The 22,007-nt window shown below is 65.3% G+C and carries 21 protein-coding genes; 13 read left to right on the top strand and 8 right to left on the bottom strand.

The window, feature by feature from the left end; translation table 11 throughout:
• Positions 1–74: 74 nt before the first annotated feature.
• Together SIL87_RS04160 and SIL87_RS04155 are read right to left on the bottom strand one after the other, a co-directional pair.
• Entirely contained in the window at positions 75–965 is an 891-nt protein-coding gene (locus tag SIL87_RS04160; protein WP_319612946.1) for a response regulator, read from the bottom strand.
• Positions 962–4,354, bottom strand: coding sequence for a hybrid sensor histidine kinase/response regulator (locus tag SIL87_RS04155; RefSeq protein ID WP_319612945.1), 3,393 nt, complete (start codon positions 4,352–4,354; stop codon positions 962–964). The genes SIL87_RS04160 and SIL87_RS04155 overlap by 4 nt, the downstream gene beginning before the upstream one ends.
• A gap of 142 nt (positions 4,355–4,496) precedes the next feature.
• Between SIL87_RS04155 and fmdA the strand changes: the two genes are divergently transcribed.
• From fmdA to SIL87_RS04105, 10 genes are all read left to right on the top strand, one after another.
• Positions 4,497–5,729, top strand: a complete 1,233-nt coding sequence (gene fmdA / locus SIL87_RS04150) for a formamidase (RefSeq protein WP_319612944.1) — start codon at positions 4,497–4,499, stop codon at positions 5,727–5,729.
• A gap of 176 nt (positions 5,730–5,905) precedes the next feature.
• Positions 5,906–6,226: an FmdB family zinc ribbon protein gene (locus SIL87_RS04145; RefSeq protein WP_319612943.1), complete on the top strand. Its 321-nt coding sequence runs from the start codon at positions 5,906–5,908 to the stop codon at positions 6,224–6,226.
• Between the two features lie 62 nt (positions 6,227–6,288).
• Entirely contained in the window at positions 6,289–7,056 is a 768-nt protein-coding gene (locus SIL87_RS04140; protein ID WP_319612942.1) for an urease accessory protein UreD, read from the top strand.
• Positions 7,057–7,195: 139 nt separating this feature from the next.
• A complete protein-coding gene (locus tag SIL87_RS04135; protein WP_319612941.1) occupies positions 7,196–7,498 on the top strand; it encodes an urease subunit gamma in 303 nt (100 codons plus the stop codon).
• Positions 7,499–7,511: 13 nt separating this feature from the next.
• Positions 7,512–7,817 (top strand): urease subunit beta, encoded by a 306-nt coding sequence (locus SIL87_RS04130; protein WP_319615901.1) that lies wholly within the window; start codon positions 7,512–7,514, stop codon positions 7,815–7,817.
• The gene (gene ureC, locus SIL87_RS04125; RefSeq protein WP_319612940.1) at positions 7,817–9,523 is read left to right on the top strand and encodes an urease subunit alpha; all 1,707 of its coding nucleotides are present in this window, start codon (positions 7,817–7,819) and stop codon (positions 9,521–9,523) included. Before SIL87_RS04130 ends, ureC begins: the two co-directional genes overlap by 1 nt.
• Entirely contained in the window at positions 9,523–9,951 is a 429-nt protein-coding gene (locus SIL87_RS04120; RefSeq protein WP_319612939.1) for an urease accessory protein UreE, read from the top strand. The genes ureC and SIL87_RS04120 overlap by 1 nt, the downstream gene beginning before the upstream one ends.
• Complete coding sequence (locus SIL87_RS04115) at positions 9,938–10,642, top strand: urease accessory protein UreF (protein WP_319612938.1); 705 nt, start codon at positions 9,938–9,940, stop codon at positions 10,640–10,642. Before SIL87_RS04120 ends, SIL87_RS04115 begins: the two co-directional genes overlap by 14 nt.
• Positions 10,639–11,247 carry an urease accessory protein UreG gene (gene ureG / locus SIL87_RS04110; protein WP_319612937.1) on the top strand — a complete coding sequence of 203 codons (609 nt, stop codon included), beginning with the start codon at positions 10,639–10,641 and terminating at the stop codon, positions 11,245–11,247. Before SIL87_RS04115 ends, ureG begins: the two co-directional genes overlap by 4 nt.
• Positions 11,248–11,355: 108 nt before the next feature.
• The gene (locus SIL87_RS04105; protein WP_319612936.1) at positions 11,356–12,657 is read left to right on the top strand and encodes an Nramp family divalent metal transporter; all 1,302 of its coding nucleotides are present in this window, start codon (positions 11,356–11,358) and stop codon (positions 12,655–12,657) included.
• Here the strand turns inward: SIL87_RS04105 and SIL87_RS04100 are convergent, their stop codons facing one another.
• The 5 genes from SIL87_RS04100 to SIL87_RS04080 all read right to left on the bottom strand — a co-directional run bounded on the left by SIL87_RS04100 (position 12,658) and on the right by SIL87_RS04080 (position 17,884).
• Complete coding sequence (locus tag SIL87_RS04100) at positions 12,658–13,848, bottom strand: phosphoglycerate kinase (RefSeq protein ID WP_319615900.1); 1,191 nt, start codon at positions 13,846–13,848, stop codon at positions 12,658–12,660.
• Positions 13,848–14,861, bottom strand: coding sequence for a type I glyceraldehyde-3-phosphate dehydrogenase (gene gap / locus SIL87_RS04095; RefSeq protein WP_319612935.1), 1,014 nt, complete (start codon positions 14,859–14,861; stop codon positions 13,848–13,850). Before gap ends, SIL87_RS04100 begins: the two co-directional genes overlap by 1 nt.
• A 37-nt stretch (positions 14,862–14,898) precedes the next feature.
• A complete protein-coding gene (gene tkt / locus SIL87_RS04090) occupies positions 14,899–16,935 on the bottom strand; it encodes a transketolase (RefSeq protein ID WP_319612934.1) in 2,037 nt (678 codons plus the stop codon).
• Positions 16,936–17,159: 224 nt separating this feature from the next.
• Complete coding sequence (locus SIL87_RS04085) at positions 17,160–17,585, bottom strand: PIN domain-containing protein (protein WP_319612933.1); 426 nt, start codon at positions 17,583–17,585, stop codon at positions 17,160–17,162.
• Complete coding sequence (locus SIL87_RS04080; RefSeq protein WP_319612932.1) at positions 17,585–17,884, bottom strand: hypothetical protein; 300 nt, start codon at positions 17,882–17,884, stop codon at positions 17,585–17,587. The genes SIL87_RS04085 and SIL87_RS04080 overlap by 1 nt, the downstream gene beginning before the upstream one ends.
• A gap of 168 nt (positions 17,885–18,052) precedes the next feature.
• On the opposite strand from SIL87_RS04080, the gene SIL87_RS04075 reads away from it, so the two are divergent.
• The 3 genes from SIL87_RS04075 (at position 18,053) to SIL87_RS04065 (ending at position 20,890) form a co-directional block, all read left to right on the top strand.
• Positions 18,053–19,915 (top strand): ABC transporter ATP-binding protein, encoded by a 1,863-nt coding sequence (locus tag SIL87_RS04075; RefSeq protein WP_319612931.1) that lies wholly within the window; start codon positions 18,053–18,055, stop codon positions 19,913–19,915.
• Between the two features lie 297 nt (positions 19,916–20,212).
• Positions 20,213–20,455, top strand: coding sequence for a type II toxin-antitoxin system Phd/YefM family antitoxin (locus tag SIL87_RS04070; RefSeq protein WP_319612930.1), 243 nt, complete (start codon positions 20,213–20,215; stop codon positions 20,453–20,455).
• Between the two features lie 3 nt (positions 20,456–20,458).
• Complete coding sequence (locus tag SIL87_RS04065) at positions 20,459–20,890, top strand: type II toxin-antitoxin system VapC family toxin (RefSeq protein ID WP_319612929.1); 432 nt, start codon at positions 20,459–20,461, stop codon at positions 20,888–20,890.
• Between the two features lie 82 nt (positions 20,891–20,972).
• Here SIL87_RS04065 and SIL87_RS04060 read toward each other — a convergent pair whose 3' ends face one another.
• On the bottom strand, positions 20,973–21,929 hold the full coding sequence (locus SIL87_RS04060) for a hypothetical protein (RefSeq protein WP_319612928.1): 957 nt from the start codon (positions 21,927–21,929) through the stop codon (positions 20,973–20,975).
• Between the last annotated feature and the right edge of the window lie 78 nt (positions 21,930–22,007).

Below are 22,007 nucleotides of genomic sequence, written 5' to 3'. Positions count from 1 at the left end.
TTTCAGTAAATCGATCAGGCCATGCCCGGCCCATCCGGCGGAATGGGCCTAATCGCGCCCCGTGCTGCGTAAAACTACGTAGAGCCCAGCGCGCGCATCGCAATCGAGACCGCCGAAGCCCGGTTCTCGACGCCCAGTTTCACGTAGATCTGTTCAAGATGTTTATCGACCGTGCGGGGGCTGACCGTCAAAATCGTCCCGATATCCCGGTTCGATTTGCCGCGCGCCAGCCAGAACAGCACCTCCGCCTCGCGCGGCGTCAGCGCCGCATGGGCGCGCAACCGCGCCAGATCCGCCTCGACATCCTGCTGGGTGATCCGCAACAGGAATTCATCGGTCCCGATCTGCCCGAGCAGCGCGATCTCGACCACCCGGTCCGCCAGATCGAGCATCTGCGTCTCGCTCGTGGTCTCGCGCGCGATCCGCTCGGCAAGCCACGCCGCAATCGCTGGCGGCAACGGCTCGCCGGTGCCGAGCCCGGCGAGTTTCGCCGCCTGGCGCGTGCTCCACAAAATCCGCCCGCTCCGGTCGCACGCCAGTAAAAACCGCCCCGCCGCATCCATCGCCGCCTGCACGCTGCGGGTCAGCCCGGCATTGGCCAGATGCACCTTGAGCCGCGCCGCGACCTCGTCGGGCCGCACCGGCTTGGTCACGTAATCCACTCCGCCCGCCTGCAACCCGTCGATCACATGATTGGTCTCGGCCAGCCCGGTCATGAAAATCACCGGCACCAGCGCGCAGGCCGGGCGCTGCTTGATCCGCCGGCAGGTCTCGAACCCGTCGATCCCCGGCAGCATCGCATCGAGCAGCACGGCATCCGGGGTGATCCGGTCGATGATGCTCAACGCCATCTCCCCCTGCAACGCGACCAGCACGTTATACCCCGCCGCCTCCAGCGTCTCGCTGAGCAGCCCGAGCATCGCCGGATCGTCGTCGACCACCAGAATCGTCGGGCGGAAATTCATGCCGCATCCCGATCGAGATCGGCGAGTGCCGCGATCAGTTCGGGCAACCGGAACGCATCGAGCAATCCCCGCAAATCCGCGAGTCCCGGTGCCAGCCCCGGATCGGCGGCGGCAATCTCGTCGAGCCGTTCGCGCAGCGGCCGCACGAACCCGATCTCGGCAAGCCGCCGCAACTCCCCGGCATAGGGCGCCAGCCGCTCCAGCGGCACAGCCACGCGCTCCGGCACCGCCCCTGGTACCACCCCCGGCACCACCTCATCCGACCAAGCAAGACCGAGCAACCGCCCGATCTCATCGATCAGGTCGCGCAAATCCACCGGCTTGACCATCACCGCATCGAACGGCGCGGGATCGGGCCGCAGCCGCGCCACCTCGCTGGCATCCGCCGAAATCAGCACCATCGGCGTCGCCGCATGCCCCGCCTCCCGCAACCGGCCGGCGAGCGTAATCCCGTCGCAATCCGGCATGGTCAGATCGAGCAGAAACAGATCGGGCCGCGCCGATCCGGCCAGTTGCACGCAGGTCTCCGCATCCGGCGCCGCCAGCACCTCGAACCCCAGCGGCGTCAGCGCATCCTCCAGCAACGCGCGGTGGGTCGCATTGTCATCGGTCACCAGAATCCGCCGCCTGACCCCCCGATACCCGCTCACCGCCCGGCGCGGCGGCGCGATCGCGACCCCCCGGCTCCGGTGCGACAGCATCAGCCGCACGCTGAAACTGCTCCCCTGCCCCGGCACCGACCGCACCGTGACATCGCCGCCGAGGATCTGCGCGAGCAGCTTGGTGATCGTAAGCCCCAGCCCGATCCCCGGCGGTGCCGCCCCCGCGCGCGGCGCGATCCGCTCGAACGGCTCGAAAATCCGCGCGAGTTGATCCGCCGCAATCCCCGGCCCGGTATCGCTCACGGTAAACTCCGCCACCTGCCCCGGCACCCGCACCGCCAGCCGCACCTCGCCCACGCTGGTGAACTTGATCGCGTTCGACAGCAGGTTGATCAGAATCTGGCGCAACCGGGTCGGATCGGTCATCACCGTCTCCGGCAAGGTCGGCGGGCAATCGAACACGAACCCGATCCCCCGCGCCGCCGCCTGATGGCTGAACATATCGGCAATCTGGCTCAAAAACTCATGCAACCGCACCTCGCGCCGCTCGATCTCGATCCGCCCCGCCTCGATCTTGGCAATATCCATCAACCCCTCGATCAACCCGGACAGATGCTCCCCCGAACGGCGGATCACCCGCACCGCATGGCGGCGCTTCTCCGGAATCGCCGGATCGATTTCCAGCAATTGCGCATACCCCAGAATCGCATTGAGCGGCGAGCGCAGTTCATGACTGATCCCGACCACGAAGCGGCTCTTGGCCAGATTGGCCGATTCCGCCGCCGCCCGCGCACGGGCCAGTTGCGCATCGGTGCGCCGGTGCGCCGCAATCTCGGCCAGCAGCAACCCGGTCTGCTGCGCGGTCTCCGCCTCGGCGGCGGCCCGCGATTCCCGCCCGAGCACGCCGAGCCACGCCACCACCCCGGCCACGATCGCCAGCAGGAAAAACGCCCGCCACAGCGCATGGGCAAGCAGCGCCGCCGCCCCCGCATCCGCCGGGCTCGCCAACTGATACAGCGCCGCCAGCAACCCGCCGAGCAGCAGCACCGCCACGGCGAACACGAAGGCAAACCGCAGCACCGGCGGCGACAATCGCCGTCGCACCCAATCCGGCAGCACCGGGGCGACCAGCGCGGATAATTGCGCGCCATACCGCCCCTGCGGCTTGCACGCATCATGGCACCGCGCCTCCAGCGTGCAGCACAGCGAACAGATCGGCGCGGCATAGACCGGGCAATGCGCCATATCCGCCGCCTCGAACGCATTGGCGCACACGCTGCAGATCAACGACCCCTTTCCCTGCCACGACGCCCGTGGCTTGCGCGCCAGATAGAACCGCCCGCCGGTCGCCGCCGCAATCGCAGGCGCCGCGCCGATCGCGATCACCAGCGCCAGAATCGGCGAAAACGCATGCGCCACCGGCCCGAGCCATCCCGCCATCGCGGCGCAGCCCGAAGCCACCGCCAGCCCCATCGCCCCCAGCCCGACCGGGTTGAGATCGAACAGATGCGCCCGCTTGAACTCGATCCGCCGTGGTGCCAGCCCCAGCGGCTTGGCAATCGCGATATCGCCGAAAATCGCCCCCACCCACGAACACGCCAGCACCGCATAGAACGCCAGAATATGCTCGATCGCCCGGTAAATCCCCAACTCCATCAGCAGCAACGCGATCGCGACGTTGAAAAACACCCACACGATCCGCCCGGGATGCCGATGCGTCAGCCGCGAGAAAAAATTCGACCACGCGATCGACCCGGCATAGGCATTGGTCACATTGATCTTCAACTGCGCCACCAGCACCAGCGCCACGGTCAGCGGAATCGCGAGAAACGCCAGCCCCTGCGGCAACACCAGCCCCCACGCGGCCCGATACATCGCGACCGGCTGACCCGCCTCGCCCAGCGCCGCCCCCGCCTGCACCGCCAGCACCGCCAGCAGCGATCCCGCCATCAGCTTGGCAATCCCCGGCACCACCCAGCCCGGCCCGGCAATGATCACCGCCCGCCACCACGCCGCCCGCTCGCCCACCCCCGGCGGCGGCAGAAATCTCAGGTAATCCACCTGCTCGCCGATCTGCACGATCAGCGACACGATCACCGAAACCGCCGCCCCGAAATCCAGCCAGTCGAACCGCGCGCCGTAATGCACCCACGGCGCAAGATCCACCCGCCCGCGCGCCGCGAGCGCCAGCAGCGCCACCAGCGGCAGAAAATTCAGCGCCAGCCACAATCCGCGCGTCCGCCACTGGAACCGGCTGATGAACGTGATCCCGAACGCCACCATCGGCAGCACCATGCACGCCGACACAATATACCCGAGCCACGCCGGCACCCCCAGGCAATAGCCCAGCATCCCCGACAATATCGACGCCTCGATGGCGAAAAAAATGAAGGTGAACGAGGCATAGATCAACGAGGTCACGGTCGAGCCCAGATACCCGAACCCCGCGCCGCGCGTCAGCAGATCGATATCCACCCCCGCCCGCGCCGCCACCAGCGCGATCGGCCCGGCGGTCAGCGCAATGATCAGCCCCGCCGCCAGTATCGCCGGCATCGCATTGGCGAACCCGTAGCGCAGCGTGATCGCCCCGCCGATCGCCTCCAGCGCCAGAAACGCCGTCGCCCCGAACGCGGTATCGGCCACCCGCCCCGCCGAAAACCGCCGCGCGCCCACGGCGGTGAACCGCAGCGCGTAATCCTCCATCGTCTCGTTCGCAACCCACTGATTATACGAACGGCGCGGCGCGGTAATCCGTTGGCGCAATGCCACGAGCCGACCCTTTCCCATCAAGGCGCGCCATCCCTCCGGTCCATCCGCCGCGGTCATCGCCCGCAGTCTCGCGCATGCCTATACGCCGAACCCCGTATTCAGCCCGGCCCGAATAAGCCGGACCCTGCCGCATCATTGACCGGTTTTTCAGGAGAATGCCATGACGGAAACGTTGATCAAGGTCGATCTCAGCCAATCCCCCTACGAAAACGACATGATCCACAACCGCTGGCACCCGGACGTGCCGATGGTCGCCACCGTCAAACCCGGCGACGATTTCATCCTGCAAACCTATGACTGGACCGGCGGCTTCATCAAAAACGACGACTCCGCCGCCGATGTCCGCGATATCGACCTCACCACCGTCCACTTCCTCTCCGGCCCGATCGCGGTCGAAGGTGCGGAACCCGGCGATCTCCTGGTGGTCGATATCCTCGACATCGGCACCCTCCCCGGCAACGAATGGGGCTTCAACGGCTTCTTCTCGAAAAACAACGGCGGCGGCTTCCTGACCGACCATTTCCCCCAGGCCCAGAAATCGATCTGGGACATAAAGGGCATGTTCACCTCCTCGCGCCACATCCCCGGTGTCCGCTTCGCCGGCCTGATCCACCCCGGCCTGATCGGCTGCCTGCCCGACCCCTCCCTGCTAGCGACCTGGAACAAGCGCGAGACCGATTTCATCGCCACCAACCCCACCCGCATCCCCCCGCTCGCCAACGCGCCCTTCGCCGCCACCGCCCATATGGGCCGCCTCAAGGGCGAAGCGCGCGACGCCGCCGCCGCCACCGGCGCCCGCACCGTCCCGCCCCGCGAACACGGCGGAAATTGCGACATCAAGGATCTGTCACGCGGCGCGCGGGTGTATTTCCCGGTCTACGTCAAAGGCGCCGGCCTCTCGGTCGGCGACCTCCATTTCAGCCAGGGCGACGGCGAAATCACCTTCTGCGGCGCCATCGAAATGCCCGGCTGGATTCACCTCGGCATCCACTCCCTCATCAAGGGCGGCGTCGCCAAATACGGCATCAAAAACCCGATCTTCAAACCCAGCCCGATCAAACCCGACTACAACGACTTCCTGATCTTCGAAGGCATCTCGGTCGACGACCAAGGCGGCCAGCACTACCTCGACGTCTTCGTCGCCTACCAGCAAGCCTGCCTGAACGCGATCAACTACCTGAAAAAATTCGGCTACTCCGGCGCGCAAGCCTACTCCATCCTCGGCACCGCCCCCGTCCACGGCCACATCTCCGGCGTGGTCGACATCCCCAACGCCTGCGCCACCCTCTATCTGCCCACCGAAATCTTCGACTTCGATATCAACCCAACCGCGGATGGACCGATCCCACGCGATATGGCAGGCTCGGATGTGCTGCTTGCGCCTGATCTCTGACGCGGGGGAAAAGGTCAGCAAGCACTTCTTTTTTTGAAAAAAAAGAAGCAAAAAAACTTTGCTCCTCTGGGTCCGTGCCGGTGAAAACGCCCGTGCCCAGTCAAAAAAGTTTTTTGCTTCTTTTTTACAAAAAAGAAGCGCTTGCTTCCTGTCCTCCCTTAGCCCACGGAGCCGACATGCCGGTCTACGAATACGAATGCCCCACCTGCGGCGGTTTCGAAACCATCGCCCCGATCGCCGCGTTCGATCAGCCGCAGCCCTGCCCCGAATGCGCCGAGGCCGCGCCCCGCGCCCTGCTGTCCGCCCCGATGCTCGCGATCATGGGATCAGCCCGCCGCCGCGCCTTCGCCACCAACGAGCGCAGCGCCAACGCCCCGGAAACCTCGCGCCGCACCGGCAGGCACCCCTCGGGCTGCGGCTGCTGCAAACCGCTCGTCCCCACCGCCAGCGTCAAGAAATCCTTCCCCGGCAAACGCCCCTGGATGATCGGCCACTGAACGCGCTGGCGCCCCGCATCACCAGCACCGCGCAGCGTTCCTCCGGGATCATCGCCCTGGCGGTGAAGCCGCGCGAGGGCGCGACCGTGCTCGACCGTCTGCACCAATCCGGCCCGCTCCGCCTGCGGATCATCCGCCCCGAACCCGGCACCGAAACCACCGCCATCCTGCTCAACACCGCCGGCGGCATCGCAGGCGGCGACCGCCACGACATCGCGATCACCGGCAGCGCAGCCACCACCCTCACCCTCACCACCCAGGGGGCCGAACGGGTCTATCGCGCCACCCCGTCCGACCCGCCTTCCCGCATCACCACCCGCATCGCCCTCGCCGATCGCGCCGCGCTCGACTATCTGCCGCAGGAAACCATCCTGTTCGACCGTTCCGCCCTCACCCGCCACCTCCGCATCGACCTCACCGGCACCGCGCGCTTTCTCGGCCTCGAAGCCCTGATCTTCGGCCGCACCGCCATGGGCGAAACCATCCACTCGCTCCACCTCACCGACACGATCGAACTCCATCGCGACATGCGCCTGATCTTCCGGGATTCCCTCCATCCCCCGCCCGATTTCGCAACCAGCCGCCACCGCGCCTTGTTCGGGACCGCCACCGCCCTCGCCACCATCCTGCTCGCCGCCCCGGACGCCGCCCGCCACCTCGACGCCGTCCGCGCCGCCCTCGGCACCGAACAGGCCGGCGCCAGCGCATGGAACGGCTTGCTTCTGATCCGAATTCTGGCCCAGACTGGGGCCACGCTGCGCGAGATCGTGCTGCGCGTGATGAATGTGCTGCGAGGGGGGCGGAAAATGCCGCGGGTTTGGGCGTGTTGAGGGAAGCAAGACTTCTTTTTTATAAAAAAGAAGCAAAAAATTTTCGAACCCGGGACCATGGGCACTGGCACTACCGTGCCTCCGGCCCAGCTAACAGAAGTTTTTTGGTTCTTTTTTTCAAAAAAGAACCCTTCTTCCCATGAACCTCTCCCCCCGCGAAAAAGACAAACTCCTCATCGCCATGGCCGCCATGGTCGCCCGCCGCCGTCTCGAACGCGGCGTCAAGCTCAACTACCCCGAAGCCATCGCCCTGATCACCGATTTCGTGGTCGAAGGCGCGCGGGACGGCATGAGCGTCGCCACCCTGATGGAACAGGGCGCCCACGTCATCACCCGCGATCAGGTGATGGACGGCATCGCCGCCATGATCCCGGACGTTCAGGTCGAAGCGACCTTCCCCGACGGCACCAAGCTGGTCACCGTCCATGATCCCATCCGATGAAGGGAACCGCGCCATGATCCCCGGCGAAATCATCTGCGCCGAAGGCGACATCGAGCTCAACGCCGGTCTCACCCCGCTCACCCTCACCATCGCCAACACCGGTGATCGCCCGATCCAGGTCGGCAGCCACTATCATTTCGCCGAAACCAACGCCGCCCTCCGCTTCGACCGCATCGCCGCACACGGCCGCCGGCTCGACATCCCCGCCGGCACCGCCATCCGCTTCGAACCCGGCCAGACCCGCGACGTCACCCTGATCCCCCTGCGCGGCGACCGCATCGTCTTCGGGTTTCGCGGCCTCACCATGGGCACGCTCTGATGGCCCGGCTCTCCCGCACCGCCTATGCCGACATGTTCGGCCCCACCACCGGCGACCGCGTCCGCCTCGCCGACACTGACCTCTTGGCCGAGGTCGAGCGCGATTTCACGATCTACGGCGAGGAAGTGAAATTCGGCGGCGGCAAGGTCATCCGCGACGGCATGGGCCAATCCCAGCGCAGCCAGGCCGAAGGCGCCGCCGACACCGTCATCACCAACGCCCTGATCATCGACCATTGGGGCATCGTCAAGGCCGATATCGGCATCACCGGGGGTCGCATCAGCGGCATCGGCAAGGCCGGCAACCCCGACATCCAGCACAGCGTCACCATCATCATCGGGCCGGGGACCGAAATCATCGCGGGCGAAGGCAAAATCATCACCGCCGGCGGCATCGATGCCCATATCCATTTCATCTGCCCCCAGCAGGTCGAGGAAGCCATCGCATCGGGCATCACCACCATGCTCGGCGGCGGCACCGGACCCGCGACCGGCACCGCTGCAACCACCTGCACCCCCGGCCCGTTCCATCTCGCCCGGATGCTCGAAGCGGCCGAGGGTCTGCCGGTCAATCTCGGCTTCGCGGGCAAAGGCAACGCCTCGCGCCCCGCCGCGCTGGAGGAAATGATCCGCGCCGGCGCCTGCGCCCTCAAGCTCCACGAAGACTGGGGCACCACCCCCGCCGCGATCGACACCTGCCTTTCGGTGGCCGATGCGTTCGACGTGCAGGTGATGATCCATTCCGACACGCTGAACGAAAGCGGCTTCGTCGAAGACACCATCGCCGCGTTCAAGGGCCGCACCATCCACGCCTTCCATACCGAGGGCGCGGGCGGCGGCCACGCACCGGACATCATCAAGGTCGCCGGCCTGCCCAACGTATTACCCAGCTCGACCAACCCGACCCGCCCCTACACGATCAACACGATCGACGAACATCTCGACATGCTGATGGTCTGCCATCACCTCGATCCCTCGATCCCGGAAGACCTCGCCTTCGCCGAAAGCCGCATCCGCAAGGAGACCATCGCCGCCGAAGACATCCTGCACGATCTCGGCGCGCTTTCCATGATGTCCTCGGACAGTCAGGCGATGGGGCGGATCGGCGAGGTCATCACCCGCACCTGGCAGACCGCGCATAAAATGAAAACCCAGCGCGGCAGCCTCGCGGGTGACACCCGCGCCGACAACGCGCGGATCAAGCGCTACGTCGCCAAATACACCATCAACCCCGCCATCGCCCACGGCTTATCCCGCGAGATCGGCTCGGTGGAAGTCGGCAAACTCGCCGATCTCGTGGTCTGGACCCCCGCCTTCTTCGGCGTCAAGCCCGACCTCATCGTCAAGGGCGGCGCCATCGCCTACGCCATGATGGGCGACCCCAACGCCTCGATCCCGACCCCGCAACCCATCCACGCCCGCCCGATGTTCGGCGCCTTAGGCCGCGCGATCGGCTCGACCTGCATCACCTTCGTCTCCCAGGCCGCGATCGACGATAACATCGCGAGCCGCCTCGGCCTCGCCCGCCTGATCCGCCCGGTCCTCAACACCCGCGGCGGCATCGGCAAAAAGGACATGATCCATAACGACGCCACCCCCGATATCGAGGTCGATCCCGAAACCTACGAGGTCCGCGCCGACGGCGAACTCCTGACCTGCGACCCCGCCGAGACCCTGCCGATGACCCAGCGCTACTTCCTGTTCTGATGCGCGCCACCAGCATCCTCCCGCAAGGCGACTGGCCCACCGCCGGCACCATCACGCTGGATTACGACCATCGCCACCGCCGCCGCATCCGCCTGCGCACCGATGCCGGGGCCGACCTCCTGCTCGACCTCGCCGAGACCACCCATATCCGCGACGGCGACGGGCTCGATTGCGGCGCGGACGGCATCATCCGCGTCATCGCCGCCGCCGAACCCCTCGCCGAACTCACCGGCCCGCCCGAACTGCTCATCCGCCTCGCCTGGCATCTCGGCAACCGCCATCTCGACGTCGCCTTTCGCGGCACCTCCCTGCTGATCCGCGCCGATCACGTCATCGAAGCGATGGTCACCGGCCTCGGCGGCACCGTCACCCGCAGCAACGCCGCCTTCGACCCGGAATCCGGCGCCTACGCCCATGACCATGCCTGAACGCGACAAGCCTGAACACGACACGCCTGAACCCGACACGCCGGGGGCCTTGCTACACCTCCTCACCTGGCTGTCCCCCGCCTTCCCGACCGGCGGCTTCGCCTACTCCCACGGGCTCGAATCCGCGGTCGAATCCGGCGGCGTCACCTCCGCCGACACCCTGCGCGACTGGATGACCGATCTGCTCCACCACGGATCGGGCCGCAACGACGCGATCCTCCTCCGTCACAGCTACCGGACCGACGATCTCGCCAGCATCGCCGCCTTCGCCGCCGCCTCTGCCCCCGCGCGCGAACTCGCCGCCGAAACCCTCCATCAGGGCAGCGCCTTCACCGCCGCCGCCCGGCTTTGGCTGCCCGATACCCTGGCCCGAACCTTCGCCGCCATCGGCCCGATCGCATACCCCGTCGCGGTCGGTGCCCTCGCCGCCGCCACCGGCATCGAGGAAGACGCCGCCACAATCGCCTACCTCCACGCCTGGACCGCCAACCTCGTCTCCGCCGGGGTCCGCCTGATCCCGCTCGGCCAGACCGCCGGCCTCGCCGTGCAGCACGCCCTCGAACCGGTCCTCCACGCCACCGCCGCCCTCACCCGCAACCTCCCGCTCGATGCCATCGCCAGCGCCTGCATCGTCGCCGAAATCGCCGCGATGCGTCACGAAACCCAATACACGAGGCTGTTCCGCTCATGAGCAAAACCGCATTACGCGTCGGCGTCGGCGGCCCGGTCGGCTCCGGCAAGACCGCACTGATGGACGCGCTGTGCCGCGCCTTCCGCGACCGGTTCGACATCGCGGCAATCACCAACGACATCTACACGCGGGAGGACGCCGAATTCCTCACCCGCGCCGGTTCGTTGATCCCCGAGCGCATCCTCGGCATCGAAACCGGCGGCTGCCCCCACACCGCGATCCGCGAGGATGCCAGCGCCAACCTCGCCGGCGTCGCCGACCTGCAACACCGCTTCCCCGCCCTCGATCTCATCCTGATCGAATCCGGCGGCGACAATCTCGCCGCCACCTTCAGCCCCGAACTCGCCGACATCACCATCTACGTGATCGACGTCTCGGCGGGCGACAAAATCCCCCGCAAGGGCGGCCCCGGCATCACCCGCAGCGACCTGCTGGTCATCAACAAAATCGACCTCGCCCCCTATGTCGGCGCGGATCTCGGCGTGATGGACCGCGATGCGAAACGCATGCGCGGCGAGCGCCCCTTCGTCTTCACCAATATCCGCACCGGTCAGGGCGTCACCGCCATCGCCGATTTCATCATCCACACCGGCGGCCTCGCCTGACGCAACGCAGGGATCACCCGGCGCGCCCCGCCGCAGGGTTTACCCCCGCACGCCGCATGCTATATGTAGCCAAGGCTACAAATCAGAGACCGATGCAGGATTGACCGCGTGAGCGAAACCCGAACCCGAACCCGCCTGAGCGACCGCACCGCCGCCGCGATCAGCGACCGTCTCTCCGGCACGGTCCGCCGCCGCAATCCGCTGCTGTTCGTCGGTCCCGCCGTCGTCGTCTCGATCGCCTACATGGACCCCGGCAATTTCGCGACCAACATCCAGGCCGGCGCCGCCTACGGCTACACCCTGCTCTGGGTGGTCGTCATGGCGAGCCTGATCGCCATGCTGTTCCAGGCCCTCTCGGCCAAGCTCGGCATCGTCACCGGCCGCAACCTCGCCGAACTCTGCCGCGACGAATTCCCGACCACCCTGACCATCCCGATGTGGATCGTCAGTGAAATCGCCGCGATGGCGACCGACCTCGCCGAATTCCTCGGCGGCGCCATCGGCATCTCATTGCTCACCCACATCCCGCTCTTCGCCGCCATGGTGATCACCGGCCTCATCACCTACGCGATCCTCCTGCTCGACCGGCGCGGCTTCCGCCCGATGGAAATCGCCATCGGCGCGCTGGTCGGGGTGATCAGCCTCTGCTACCTCGCCGAAATGTTCATCGCCCCGGTCGATTGGGGCCAGACCGCCCTGCATTCGGTCCTGCCGAACATCCCGAACGCCGCCGCCCTCACCATCGCGGTCGGCATCGTCGGCGCCACCGTCATGCCCCACGCGCTCTATCTCCACTCCGGCCTCACCGGGGGCCGCGTGGCCCCGCGCAACCCCGCCGAAAAGCGCCTGCTGCTCCGCTTCTCCAACCGTGAAGTCATCATCGCCCTCGGCATCGCGGGCTTGGTCAACATGGCCATGGTGATCATGGCCTCCAGCGCCTTTCATCTCGGCCATTCCGGCATCGCCGATATCGGCGCGGCCTACCACACGCTGGTCCCGCTGCTCGGTGCCGGAGCCGCCGCGATCTTTCTGGTCTCGCTGCTCGCCTCGGGCATTTCAAGCTCCGTGGTCGGCACCATGGCCGGTCAGCTCATCATGCAGGGCTTCGTCGGCTTCACCATCCCGATCTGGCTGCGCCGGGTTCTGACCATGATCCCCGCCTTCATCGTGGTCGGCCTCGGGGTCGATCCCACCCGCGCCCTGATCATCAGCCAGGTCATCCTCAGCCTCGCCCTGCCGGTGCCGATGCTGGCTCTGGTCTGGTTCACCCGCAAAAAATCACTGATGGGCGCTCACGCCAATCGCGGCATCACGGATGTCGCGGCCCTGCTCGGCGCCGCGATCATCCTGATCCTCAACCTCATCCTGATCGCCCAGACCTTCGGTCTGCCGATCCCGTTCCTCGGCTGATCAGGCCGCGAGCGCCGCAACCCCCGGCAGCGCCTTGCCTTCCATCCATTCCAGAAACGCACCGCCCGCGCTCGACACATAGGTCATCCGCTCGATGATCCCGGCCTGCTTGAGCGCCGCCACGGTATCCCCGCCGCCGCCCACCGAAATCATCCCGGCCTCGGTCGCCTCGGCCACCGCCGCCGCCAGCCGCATCGTCGCGGTATCGAAGGGCGGCGTCTCGAACGCGCCGAGCGGCCCGTTCCAGATCAGCGTCTTCAACCCCTTCACCGCCTCGATGATCTCATCTGTCGTCGCCGGCCCCACATCAAGCGCCATGGCGTTCGCCGGCACATTGCGCGCGGAGACCACCTCGGTCGGCGGATTGGCGGCGAAGGTCTCGCTCACCACGAAATCCACCGGCAACAATATCCGGCACCCGTGTTTCTCCGCCGCCGCCAGAATCTCCAGCGCGGTCGGATGCAGCGCGGTCTCCTGCAACGACTTGCCGAGTTCCGCCCCCTGCGCCGCCAGGAACGTATTGGCCATCGCCCCGCCGATCACCAGCAGATCGACCTTGGTGATCAGATTGGTCAGCAGATCGAGCTTGGTCGAGACTTTCGATCCGCCCACGATCGCGCCCACCGGTCGCTGCGGCGTGCCGAGCGCGGCATTCAGCGCATCGAGTTCCGCCTGCATCAGCCGCCCGGCATACGAGGGCAGCAGCCGCGCAATCCCCTCGGTCGTCGCGTGCGCCCGATGCGCCGCGGAAAACGCGTCATTGACGAACATCTCGCCATGCGTCGCGATCAGCATGGCAAGTGCCACGTCATTGGCTTCCTCGCCCTCGTGGAACCGGGTGTTCTCCAGCACGAGCACATCGCCGTCCTGCATCGCCCCGACCGCCGCGGCCACCGCATCGCCGACGCAATCCTCGACGAACCCGACCTCGCGCCCCAGCACCTCGCCCAGCGCGCCCGCCACCGGGCGGAGCGACATGCTCTCCACCCGTTTGCCCTTCGGCCGGTCGAAATGCGACAGCACGATCACCTTCGCACCCTTGCCGGACAATTCGACGATGGTGGGCGAAAGCCGCTCCAGCCGCGTGAGGTCGGTAATCCGCCCATCCCGCAGCGGCACATTGAGGTCCGCGCGCATCAGCACGCGTTTCCCCGCAACATCCACCCCGTCGAGGGTCCGGTACGCCGCCATCAGAGCGACCCGAACAACGCGACCGTGTCGCACATCCGGTTCGAGAAGCCCCATTCATTGTCGTACCAGCCCATCACCCGCGCCAGCGCATGATCGACCACGGCGGTCTGCGGCGCATCGAAGCTGCACGAATAAGCGACATGGTTGAAATCGGAGCTGACCAGCGCCTCGGTCGAATACCCCATGATCCCCTTGAGCTTGCCCTCGCTCGCCGCCTTCATGGCCGCGTTGATCTCGTCCTTGGTCGCATGCTTCTTCAAGTTCACATCGAGCGACACCAGCGAGACATTCGGCGTCGGCACCCGGATCGCGGTCCCGTCCAGCTTGCCCTTCAGATCCGGCAGCACCAGCCCCACCGCCTTGGCCGCCCCGGTCGAGGTCGGAATCATTGACAGCGCCGCCGCCCGCGCCCGGTGACGGTCCTTGTGCAGCGTATCCACCGTCTTCTGATCGCCGGTATAGGAATGGATCGTCACCATATATCCGCGCTCGATCCCGAACGCCTCGTGCAGCACCATCGCCATCGGCGCGAGGCAGTTCGTCGTGCACGACGCATTGGAAATGATCGTCATCTCCTTGGTCAGCGTATCGTGGTTCACGCCGTAGACGATCGTCGCATCCACCCCGTCCGCCGGCGCCGAAACCAGCACCTTGCGCGCCCCGGCCTCGATCAGCTTGGCCGCCGCCTCGCGCTTGGTGAACAGCCCGGTGCACTCCATCGCGACATCGACGCCCTGCAACGGCACCTTGCTCGGATCGCGCTCCGCCGAAACCTTGATCGGCGCATAGGCCCGACCGTTATGGGTGATGATGATGCTGTCACCCTTGACCTCGACATGCCCTGGAAAGCGGCCATGCACCGAGTCATACCGCAACAGATGCGCGTTATCCTCGACACTGCCCAGATCGTTGATCAGCACGCATTCGAGGTCGGTCCGCCCGCTCTCGATCATCGCCCGCAACAACAACCTGCCGATCCGGCCAAACCCGTTGATCGCGACTTTCACAGCCATGAATTCATTCTCCCGGTTAACGCATCAGTTTGATTGATTAAAGTTTCGCCTTCACAGCGGCAACGACGGCCTCGGCAGTAATTCCGAAATGCTGGTACAATTTCTGATAAGGCGCGCTCGCCCCGAAACTGTGCATCCCGATGAACGTGCCGTTATCACCCAGATACCGGTCCCAGCCATACCCGACCGCCGCCTCGATCCCGATCCGCGGCGCCTCACCGAGCACCTCTTCCCGATACCCGGCATCCTGCTTGTCGAACAGCTCGAAACTCGGCACCGAAGACACCGTCACATCGATGCCCTCTTTCGCCAGCATCTCATGCGCCTGCACCGCGATCGCCACTTCCGACCCGGTCGCAATCAGCGTCGCCTTGCGCTGATGCTTCGCCCCGATCACCACATACCCGCCACGCGCCGACAAGTTCTCGGCCCCATGATCGCGCGGCAGGGTCGGCATGTTCTGGCGGCTCAGCACCATCAGCACCGGCCCGTCCTTGTGATGCATCGCGACATCCCAGCACTCGGCGGTCTCCATCGCATCGCCCGGCCGCATCACCAGCACGTTCGGCATCGCCCGGAACGACGCCAGATGCTCCACCGGCTGATGAGTCGGCCCATCCTCGCCCAACCCGATACTGTCATGCGTGAGCACAAAGATCGACCGCGCCCGCATCAGCGCCGCCAGCCGGATCGCCGGACGGCAGTAATCCGAGAAAATAAAGAACGTCCCGCCATACGGAATCAGCCCGCCATGCAGCGCCAGCCCGTTCAGCGTCGTGCCCATCCCATGCTCGCGCACCCCGAAATGGATGTACCGCCCGGAATAATCCCCCGGCAGGCACGTCCCCATCGATTTGACGAACGTGTTGTTCGAGGGCGTCAGATCCGCCGACCCGCCGACCATCTCCGGCACCACCGGCACGATCGCATCGAGCGCCATCTGGCTCGCCACCCGTGTTGCAAGATTGGGCTTGGTCTCGGCGATCTTCGCGCGCAGCGCGTCCATCGCCTCGCTGTAGGCCGCCGGCAATTCGCTCGCCATCGCGGCATCGAACTCGGCGCGGCGATTGCTCCCCGCCAGCCGCTTCAGCCACGCCCGCCGCGCGCCCTCGCCTCTGGCCCCCGCCGCACGCCACGGCGTCAGCACCTCTTCCGGCACCACGAACGGCGGCGCGGTCCAGCCGAGCAACGCCTTCGCCGCCGCGGCCTCGTCATTGCCCAGCGGCGAGCCATGCGTGCCCGAGGTCCCCGCCTTGGTCGGCGCGCCGAACCCGATGATCGTCTTGCACGCGATCAGCGTCGGCTTGCGGTTCCGCATCGCCCACTTGATCGCCTCCTCGATCGCCACCGGATCATGCCCGTCGATCCGCTTGGCCGCCCAGCCATACCCGATAAACCGCCTGACCACGTCATCGGTCATCGCAATCTCGGTACTGCCATCGATCGAGATCGAATTATCGTCGTACAGCACGCAAATCTTGTTCAGCGCCAGATGCCCGGCAATCGCGCAGGCCTCGTGGCTCACGCCCTCCATCATGTCGCCGTCGGAGGCGATCACCCAGGTCCGGTGATCCACCAGCGACTTGCCGAACCGCGCCGCCAGCATCTTCTCGGCGAGCGCAAACCCCGTCGCGGTCGAAATCCCCTGGCCCAGCGGCCCGGTGGTCATCTCGATCGCCGGATGCTCCTCGCGCTCCGGATGCCCGGCGGTATGCGAGCCCAACTGGCGGAAATTCTTCAGATCCTCGATCGACATATTCTCGTAGCCGGTCAGATGCAGCAGCGAATACAGCAGCATCGAGCCATGGCCCGCCGAGAGAATGAACCGGTCCCGATCCGCCCAATGCGGGTCGGCCGCATCGTATTTCATGAACTTGGTCCACAACACCGTCGCCACGTCCGCCATGCCCATCGGCATGCCCGGATGACCGGAATTGGCCTTCTGCACCCCATCGATCGCCAGAGCGCGGACGGCATTCGCCATCATCCGCACCTCGGTCATCGGGCGCGACAACACCTTCTTCTGGAATTCGAGCGCAATTTCATTACTGGCATGGTCGCCGCTGCTGGCCATATCGTTCCTCCTGTTGCGGAAAGCTCATAAGGGGCGACGGCCATCACGGCAATAGATAAATTACATACATTCAGTATGAATGAATGTGAATCCAGCCCGCCACCCCGTCATACCCTTGGCATCCCCCACCCCGAGTTCAAGCCAATCAAGCGTGAAGGGAGCCCGCCGGACAGAGCCAGGCAAGGCCTTCTTCTTGTGACCAAAACAAGGCCCAGCCAGCGCACTCAGCCGCGCCGCACCGGATTGACGATCTCGATCCCCGCGAAATCCTTCTCATTATCCGTCACCACCACGCAATCATTGGCCAGCGCGGTCGCTGCGATGATCATGTCGAACGCACTCCGCGGATGCCCCCGCGCCCTGCCCTCGGCCATCAACCGCGCCCAGATCAAGCCCGCCGCCACATCGAACCCCAATACCCGCCCGGCAAACAGCGCCTGCGGCCCCTCCGCCCCACTGAACCACGCCTCCAACCCATCGCGCCGCCGCCCCTCCGGCATCTCCAGCACCCCGCGCCTGATCTCCGCAACCGTCAGCGAACTGATGAACAAGTCCGCATCATGCCGCGCCGCCATCCACCCCATCAGCCGGTCGGACGGCACCGGCCTCGTGATATTGCTGATGATATTGGTATCGAGCAGATACCGCATCAGAACGTCACATCACGCCCGCCCTCGCGCACCCGCCCGATCTCCAGATCGGCCCCGACCAGCGGCGACCGCCGCAACGCCGCAACGATCCCCCCGGTTTCCGCCCCCGCCCCGGTCAACCGCTCACTGACCGCTTCCCGCAACCGCGCCGCCTCCGGCCCCGATTCCGCCAACCGCCGCGCCAGCGCCCGGATCAACGCCCGATCCGCCTCGCACCCCACCACCTCGAACCGCGCCAGACCCCGCGCCCCAAGCCGGCTTCGATACGCCTGAACAGCCTTCTTCTGCGACGACCCCATGACCCACTCCACATCTATACCCGGAAATATGCCCGGTCATAATGCGCCAGTCAACGCCCGCGCACCGTCATCCGCCCCCCGAACCCCGCAACCCACCCCTGACAACCTCGTGATCCCCACCCGATCTTTTTCCCTTGACGCCCAGCCCCGCCCCCGCAATCAATCCTGATGTTCTCCTTTTTCGAATCCCTCCTCAACCCCACCGCCCGCCCGCCTCACCGCACCCTGCCGGTGCTCGGCGAACCCCGCGCCCTCGTCCGCTTCTACGTCCATTTCCTCCGCCAGGCCCCGTGGCTGATCGTCGGCCTGTTCGTCTCCGGCATCATGGTCGCCGGACTCGATCTCACCCTGCCGCTCTTCATCGGCCAGATCACCGCCATGCTTACCCACACCGCGCCGAAACAACTCCTCGCCACCCACTGGCGCGAACTCCTCCTCATGGCCGTCGTCGTCCTGCTCCTGCGCCCCGGCGCCCGCCTGATGCAGGATCTCTTCACCAACCAGGCCATCAACCCCGGCCTCACCAACCTCATCCGCTGGCAGAACCACTTCCACCTCGTCCGCCAGAGCTGGACCTTCTTCCAGAACGACTTCGCCGGACGCATCGCCAACCGCGTCATGCAGACCGGACCGGCCCTGCGCGAATCCATGGTCTCCGCCACCAACGCGGTCTGGTACTTCATCGTCTACGGCACCGCCGCCATCCTCGTCCTCACCCACGCGGACTGGCGGCTCGGCCTGCCCATCCTCGCCTGGCTGCTCGCCTATATCGGCCTCATGATCTACACCGTCCCCCGCCTGCGCGAACGCTCCCGCGCCGTCTCCGAAGCCCGCTCCGCCCTCACCGGCCGCATCGTGGACAGCTACACCAACATCCTCACCGTCAAACTCTTCGCCCGCTCCGCCGACGAAGATGCCTTCGTCCAGGAAACCGTCGACAGACACACCAAAATCTTCCGCCGCCAGACCCGCATGGTCACCGGCTGGATCTTCTCCCTCACCACCCTCAACGCGCTGATGATCGCCGGCACCGCCACCGTCGCCCTCGCCCTCTGGGTCAACGGCAAAATCGCCCTCGCCGCCGTCGCCACCGCCCTGCCGATGGCCTGGAACATGGCGAACTTCTCCGGCTGGATCTCCATGAACATCTCCGCCATCTTCGAAAACCTCGGCGTGGTGCAGGACGGCATGCGCTCCATCGCCCAACCCCGCCAGATGGGCGATGCCCCGGACGCAACCCCCTTCAAATTCCACCAGGGCCGCATCGAATTCGACCACGTCACCTTCGATTACGGCCGCATCCGCGACCAGGGTGCCCGCGGCGGCGTCCTGCACGACCTCAGCCTGACCATCGAACCCGGCGAACGCGTCGGCCTCATCGGCCGCTCCGGCGCCGGCAAATCAACCCTGGTCAACCTCCTGCTCCGCTTCCACGACCCCGCCACCGGGCGCATCACCATCGACGGGCAGAACATCAAAACCCTCACCCAGGAATCCCTGCGCGGCGCCATCGGCATGGTCACCCAGGACACCTCCCTCCTCCACCGCTCGATCGCCGAAAACATCCGCTACGGCCGCCCCGAAGCCTCCATGCAGGACGTGATCGACGCCGCCCGCGAAGCCCACGCCTTCGATTTCATCGAGGAACTCGAAGACTGGGACGGCCGGCGCGGCTTCGACGCCCATGTCGGCGAACGCGGCGTCAAACTCTCCGGCGGCCAGCGCCAACGCATCGCCATCGCCCGCGTCATCCTCAAGGACGCCCCCATCCTCGTGCTCGACGAAGCCACCTCCGCCCTCGATTCCGAAGTCGAAGCCGCCATCCAGGAACAACTCGCCGGCCTCATGGAAGGCCGCACCGTCATCGCCATCGCCCACCGCCTCTCCACCATCGCCCGCATGGACCGCCTGATCATCCTCGACGCCGGCCGCATCGTCGAAACCGGAACCCACGACTCCCTCCTGAACCAGAACGGCATCTACGCCAGCCTCTGGCGCCGCCAATCCGGCGCCATGCAAATCGACGCGTGACGGCCCGGCGCGGGACCAAGGCAAGGGCAAGGCAAGCACTTCTTTTTTGCAAAAAAGAAGCAAAAAACTCTTTTGAATCCGAGTGCTGTTGAAAGCTTGCTTGCCTCGGTCCAACCAGATCGGCCCGAACCGACCGCATGTTGAGCGTCGTTCGGTGTCGGACATGGCCTTGCAACAACCTCCTGCCCCGCCCGCCATGCGCGTGTAACGAGCCGCCGCCCCGAACATCACCCTTGCCCGCGCCAGCCCACAGCCCTAAATATGACCATTGTAGTCTCATCTTGTTCGGAGTCGGCCATGCGGGAAATCCAGCTTCGCGACGCCAAGGCCAGCCTGTCCGCCATGGTGGACGATGCAGTACGCGGCGAACCCGCCATCATCACCCGCCACGGCAAACCCGAGGCCGTACTATTAAGCTTCGCGGAATGGCAACGTCTCTCGCACGTACCCTCCTTCGGCCAATTGCTGATGGCAGCACCTCTCGACGAAGCCGATCTCCCACCCCGCAACACCACCCCACCCCGTGATAGCGGCCTCTGATCATTGTACCTCGTCGACACCAACGTCATCTCGGCCCCCGCGCCCTCACGCGTTCCCCTGCCCGAACTGACCACCTGGATGCACGCCCACTCAGCCGACTTGTTCCTCTCCACCGTCACGATCGCCGAAATCGAGAATGGCATCGCCAAAGCCAAACGCGAGGGAGCAACCCGCAAAGCAATCAACCTCGCCGCCTGGCTCGAAACCACACTCCACCTCTACGCGCCCCGCATCCTCCCGTTCGACCTCCCAACCGCCCGCCTCGCCGGTCATCTATCAGACCAAGCCCGAGCCCAGGGACACGCCCCAGGCTTCGCCGACATCATCATCGCCGCCACCGCACAACACCACGGAATGACGATCCTGACCCGCAACCTGCGGCACTTCGCCCCATTGGGAATACCCGTGCACGACCCGTTCGCCCGCTTGCCCTGAGCATATTGCGAGGGCAGCGGAGCGATCACAGCCGACGGTGGTAGGCTTCTTCAATGTGACCTCAATGTATGTCTATCCAATTTCACTCGTTGTTGTATTCGTCCTCGTGATACCGACGAACGAGAGCATCTACATCAACGTGTTCTTCAGGCACTATGCCAAAAAACTCGATTGGATCCTCCTCTTCTACAGTAGTAAAAATCTGACCAAGATTTGCTTCCAACAGCTCTTGATAACCATCCAATTTTAACCCGCAGGTCGGACACGTAAGGGCGTGTGGAAGCACTCGAACTTCACGTGTAATCGTCGCAGCCGCCTCGTCGATCTGGACAGGCCCGCGATTTTGCGACTCGCCTGACAGAGCCGCGTTAAACCCGCAAGACGGACATTTAGTTGCCTTACGCAGAGCACTTTTGGCCACCCACGAAACCAGCATTTCCTGAGCCTTAGATGCTCGTTCGCTTTTTTCTTGCCCGTTAAGGGTTTCAAAAGCTTTACGTGCCGCCGCAATCTTCGACTGAACTTCCGACTTTGTCTGGCTGCGTCGATCTTTCAGCATCATTTGCGCGACGCGCGCCTGTTCATTTCCAAACAGACCAGTAAAATCGTCGTCGAGGTATTTTAGGAGTACCTCCATGACTCCGTATGTCTGCGGTAGCCAAGTCGAGGCATCATGGCCTTCGAAAGCCGCCACACCCGTATGTAGTTCGCGATTTCGCCGATCTGCGAGAATGAGACAATGCGCCGACATCTTATCCGTATATCCGGGGACAAATATTGAACATCGGGCAAATACAGTTTTAGCCTGAACCGACCGAACATTTCCTTTTGGAATTATGCCAAAAGAATAATGGATGTTGCCTTCATCGCGGGGGTCGGCCAAGAGAACAGGGTGGAGCTTAGCGAGGGCTGCTCGCGCCAGTAATTCAAGGCATAAACTCATCCAAAACCCGAACTGAGCTGATTCGATCTGCTGCTCGTGGGCGCGCTGACCATATAGCTTCGCCTTGGCCTTAAGAGTGTCAGCGCTCCAATCCATTATAAATCTCCCGAAGTCCAGCGTGATAATTGACGTAGTAAAGCCCCCCCGGCACCGGAGCCACGCGCGTGAAGTGTG

The sequence above is a fragment of the Acidiphilium acidophilum genome, assembly GCF_033842475.1.
GTDB classification, from domain to species: Bacteria; Pseudomonadota; Alphaproteobacteria; order Acetobacterales; family Acetobacteraceae; genus Acidiphilium; species Acidiphilium acidophilum.
This window is presented reverse-complemented; position numbering and strand designations above follow the sequence as displayed.

Bases quoted from the DNA above. Each gene is read 5' to 3' on its own strand.
- SIL87_RS04160 (WP_319612946.1), bottom strand. From the start codon at position 965: ATGAATTTCCGCCCGACGATTCTGGTGGTCGACGACGATCCGGCGATG.
- SIL87_RS04155 (WP_319612945.1), bottom strand. From the start codon at position 4,354: ATGGGAAAGGGTCGGCTCGTGGCATTGCGCCAACGGATTACCGCGCCG.
- fmdA (WP_319612944.1), top strand. From the start codon at position 4,497: ATGACGGAAACGTTGATCAAGGTCGATCTCAGCCAATCCCCCTACGAA.
- SIL87_RS04145 (WP_319612943.1), top strand. From the start codon at position 5,906: ATGCCGGTCTACGAATACGAATGCCCCACCTGCGGCGGTTTCGAAACC.
- SIL87_RS04135 (WP_319612941.1), top strand. From the start codon at position 7,196: ATGAACCTCTCCCCCCGCGAAAAAGACAAACTCCTCATCGCCATGGCC.
- SIL87_RS04130 (WP_319615901.1), top strand. From the start codon at position 7,512: ATGATCCCCGGCGAAATCATCTGCGCCGAAGGCGACATCGAGCTCAAC.
- ureC (WP_319612940.1), top strand. From the start codon at position 7,817: ATGGCCCGGCTCTCCCGCACCGCCTATGCCGACATGTTCGGCCCCACC.
- SIL87_RS04120 (WP_319612939.1), top strand. From the start codon at position 9,523: ATGCGCGCCACCAGCATCCTCCCGCAAGGCGACTGGCCCACCGCCGGC.
- SIL87_RS04115 (WP_319612938.1), top strand. From the start codon at position 9,938: ATGACCATGCCTGAACGCGACAAGCCTGAACACGACACGCCTGAACCC.
- ureG (WP_319612937.1), top strand. From the start codon at position 10,639: ATGAGCAAAACCGCATTACGCGTCGGCGTCGGCGGCCCGGTCGGCTCC.
- SIL87_RS04100 (WP_319615900.1), bottom strand. From the start codon at position 13,848: ATGGCGGCGTACCGGACCCTCGACGGGGTGGATGTTGCGGGGAAACGC.
- gap (WP_319612935.1), bottom strand. From the start codon at position 14,861: ATGGCTGTGAAAGTCGCGATCAACGGGTTTGGCCGGATCGGCAGGTTG.
- tkt (WP_319612934.1), bottom strand. From the start codon at position 16,935: ATGGCCAGCAGCGGCGACCATGCCAGTAATGAAATTGCGCTCGAATTC.
- SIL87_RS04085 (WP_319612933.1), bottom strand. From the start codon at position 17,585: ATGCGGTATCTGCTCGATACCAATATCATCAGCAATATCACGAGGCCG.
- SIL87_RS04080 (WP_319612932.1), bottom strand. From the start codon at position 17,884: ATGGGGTCGTCGCAGAAGAAGGCTGTTCAGGCGTATCGAAGCCGGCTT.
- SIL87_RS04075 (WP_319612931.1), top strand. From the start codon at position 18,053: ATGTTCTCCTTTTTCGAATCCCTCCTCAACCCCACCGCCCGCCCGCCT.
- SIL87_RS04070 (WP_319612930.1), top strand. From the start codon at position 20,213: ATGCGGGAAATCCAGCTTCGCGACGCCAAGGCCAGCCTGTCCGCCATG.
- SIL87_RS04060 (WP_319612928.1), bottom strand. From the start codon at position 21,929: ATGGATTGGAGCGCTGACACTCTTAAGGCCAAGGCGAAGCTATATGGT.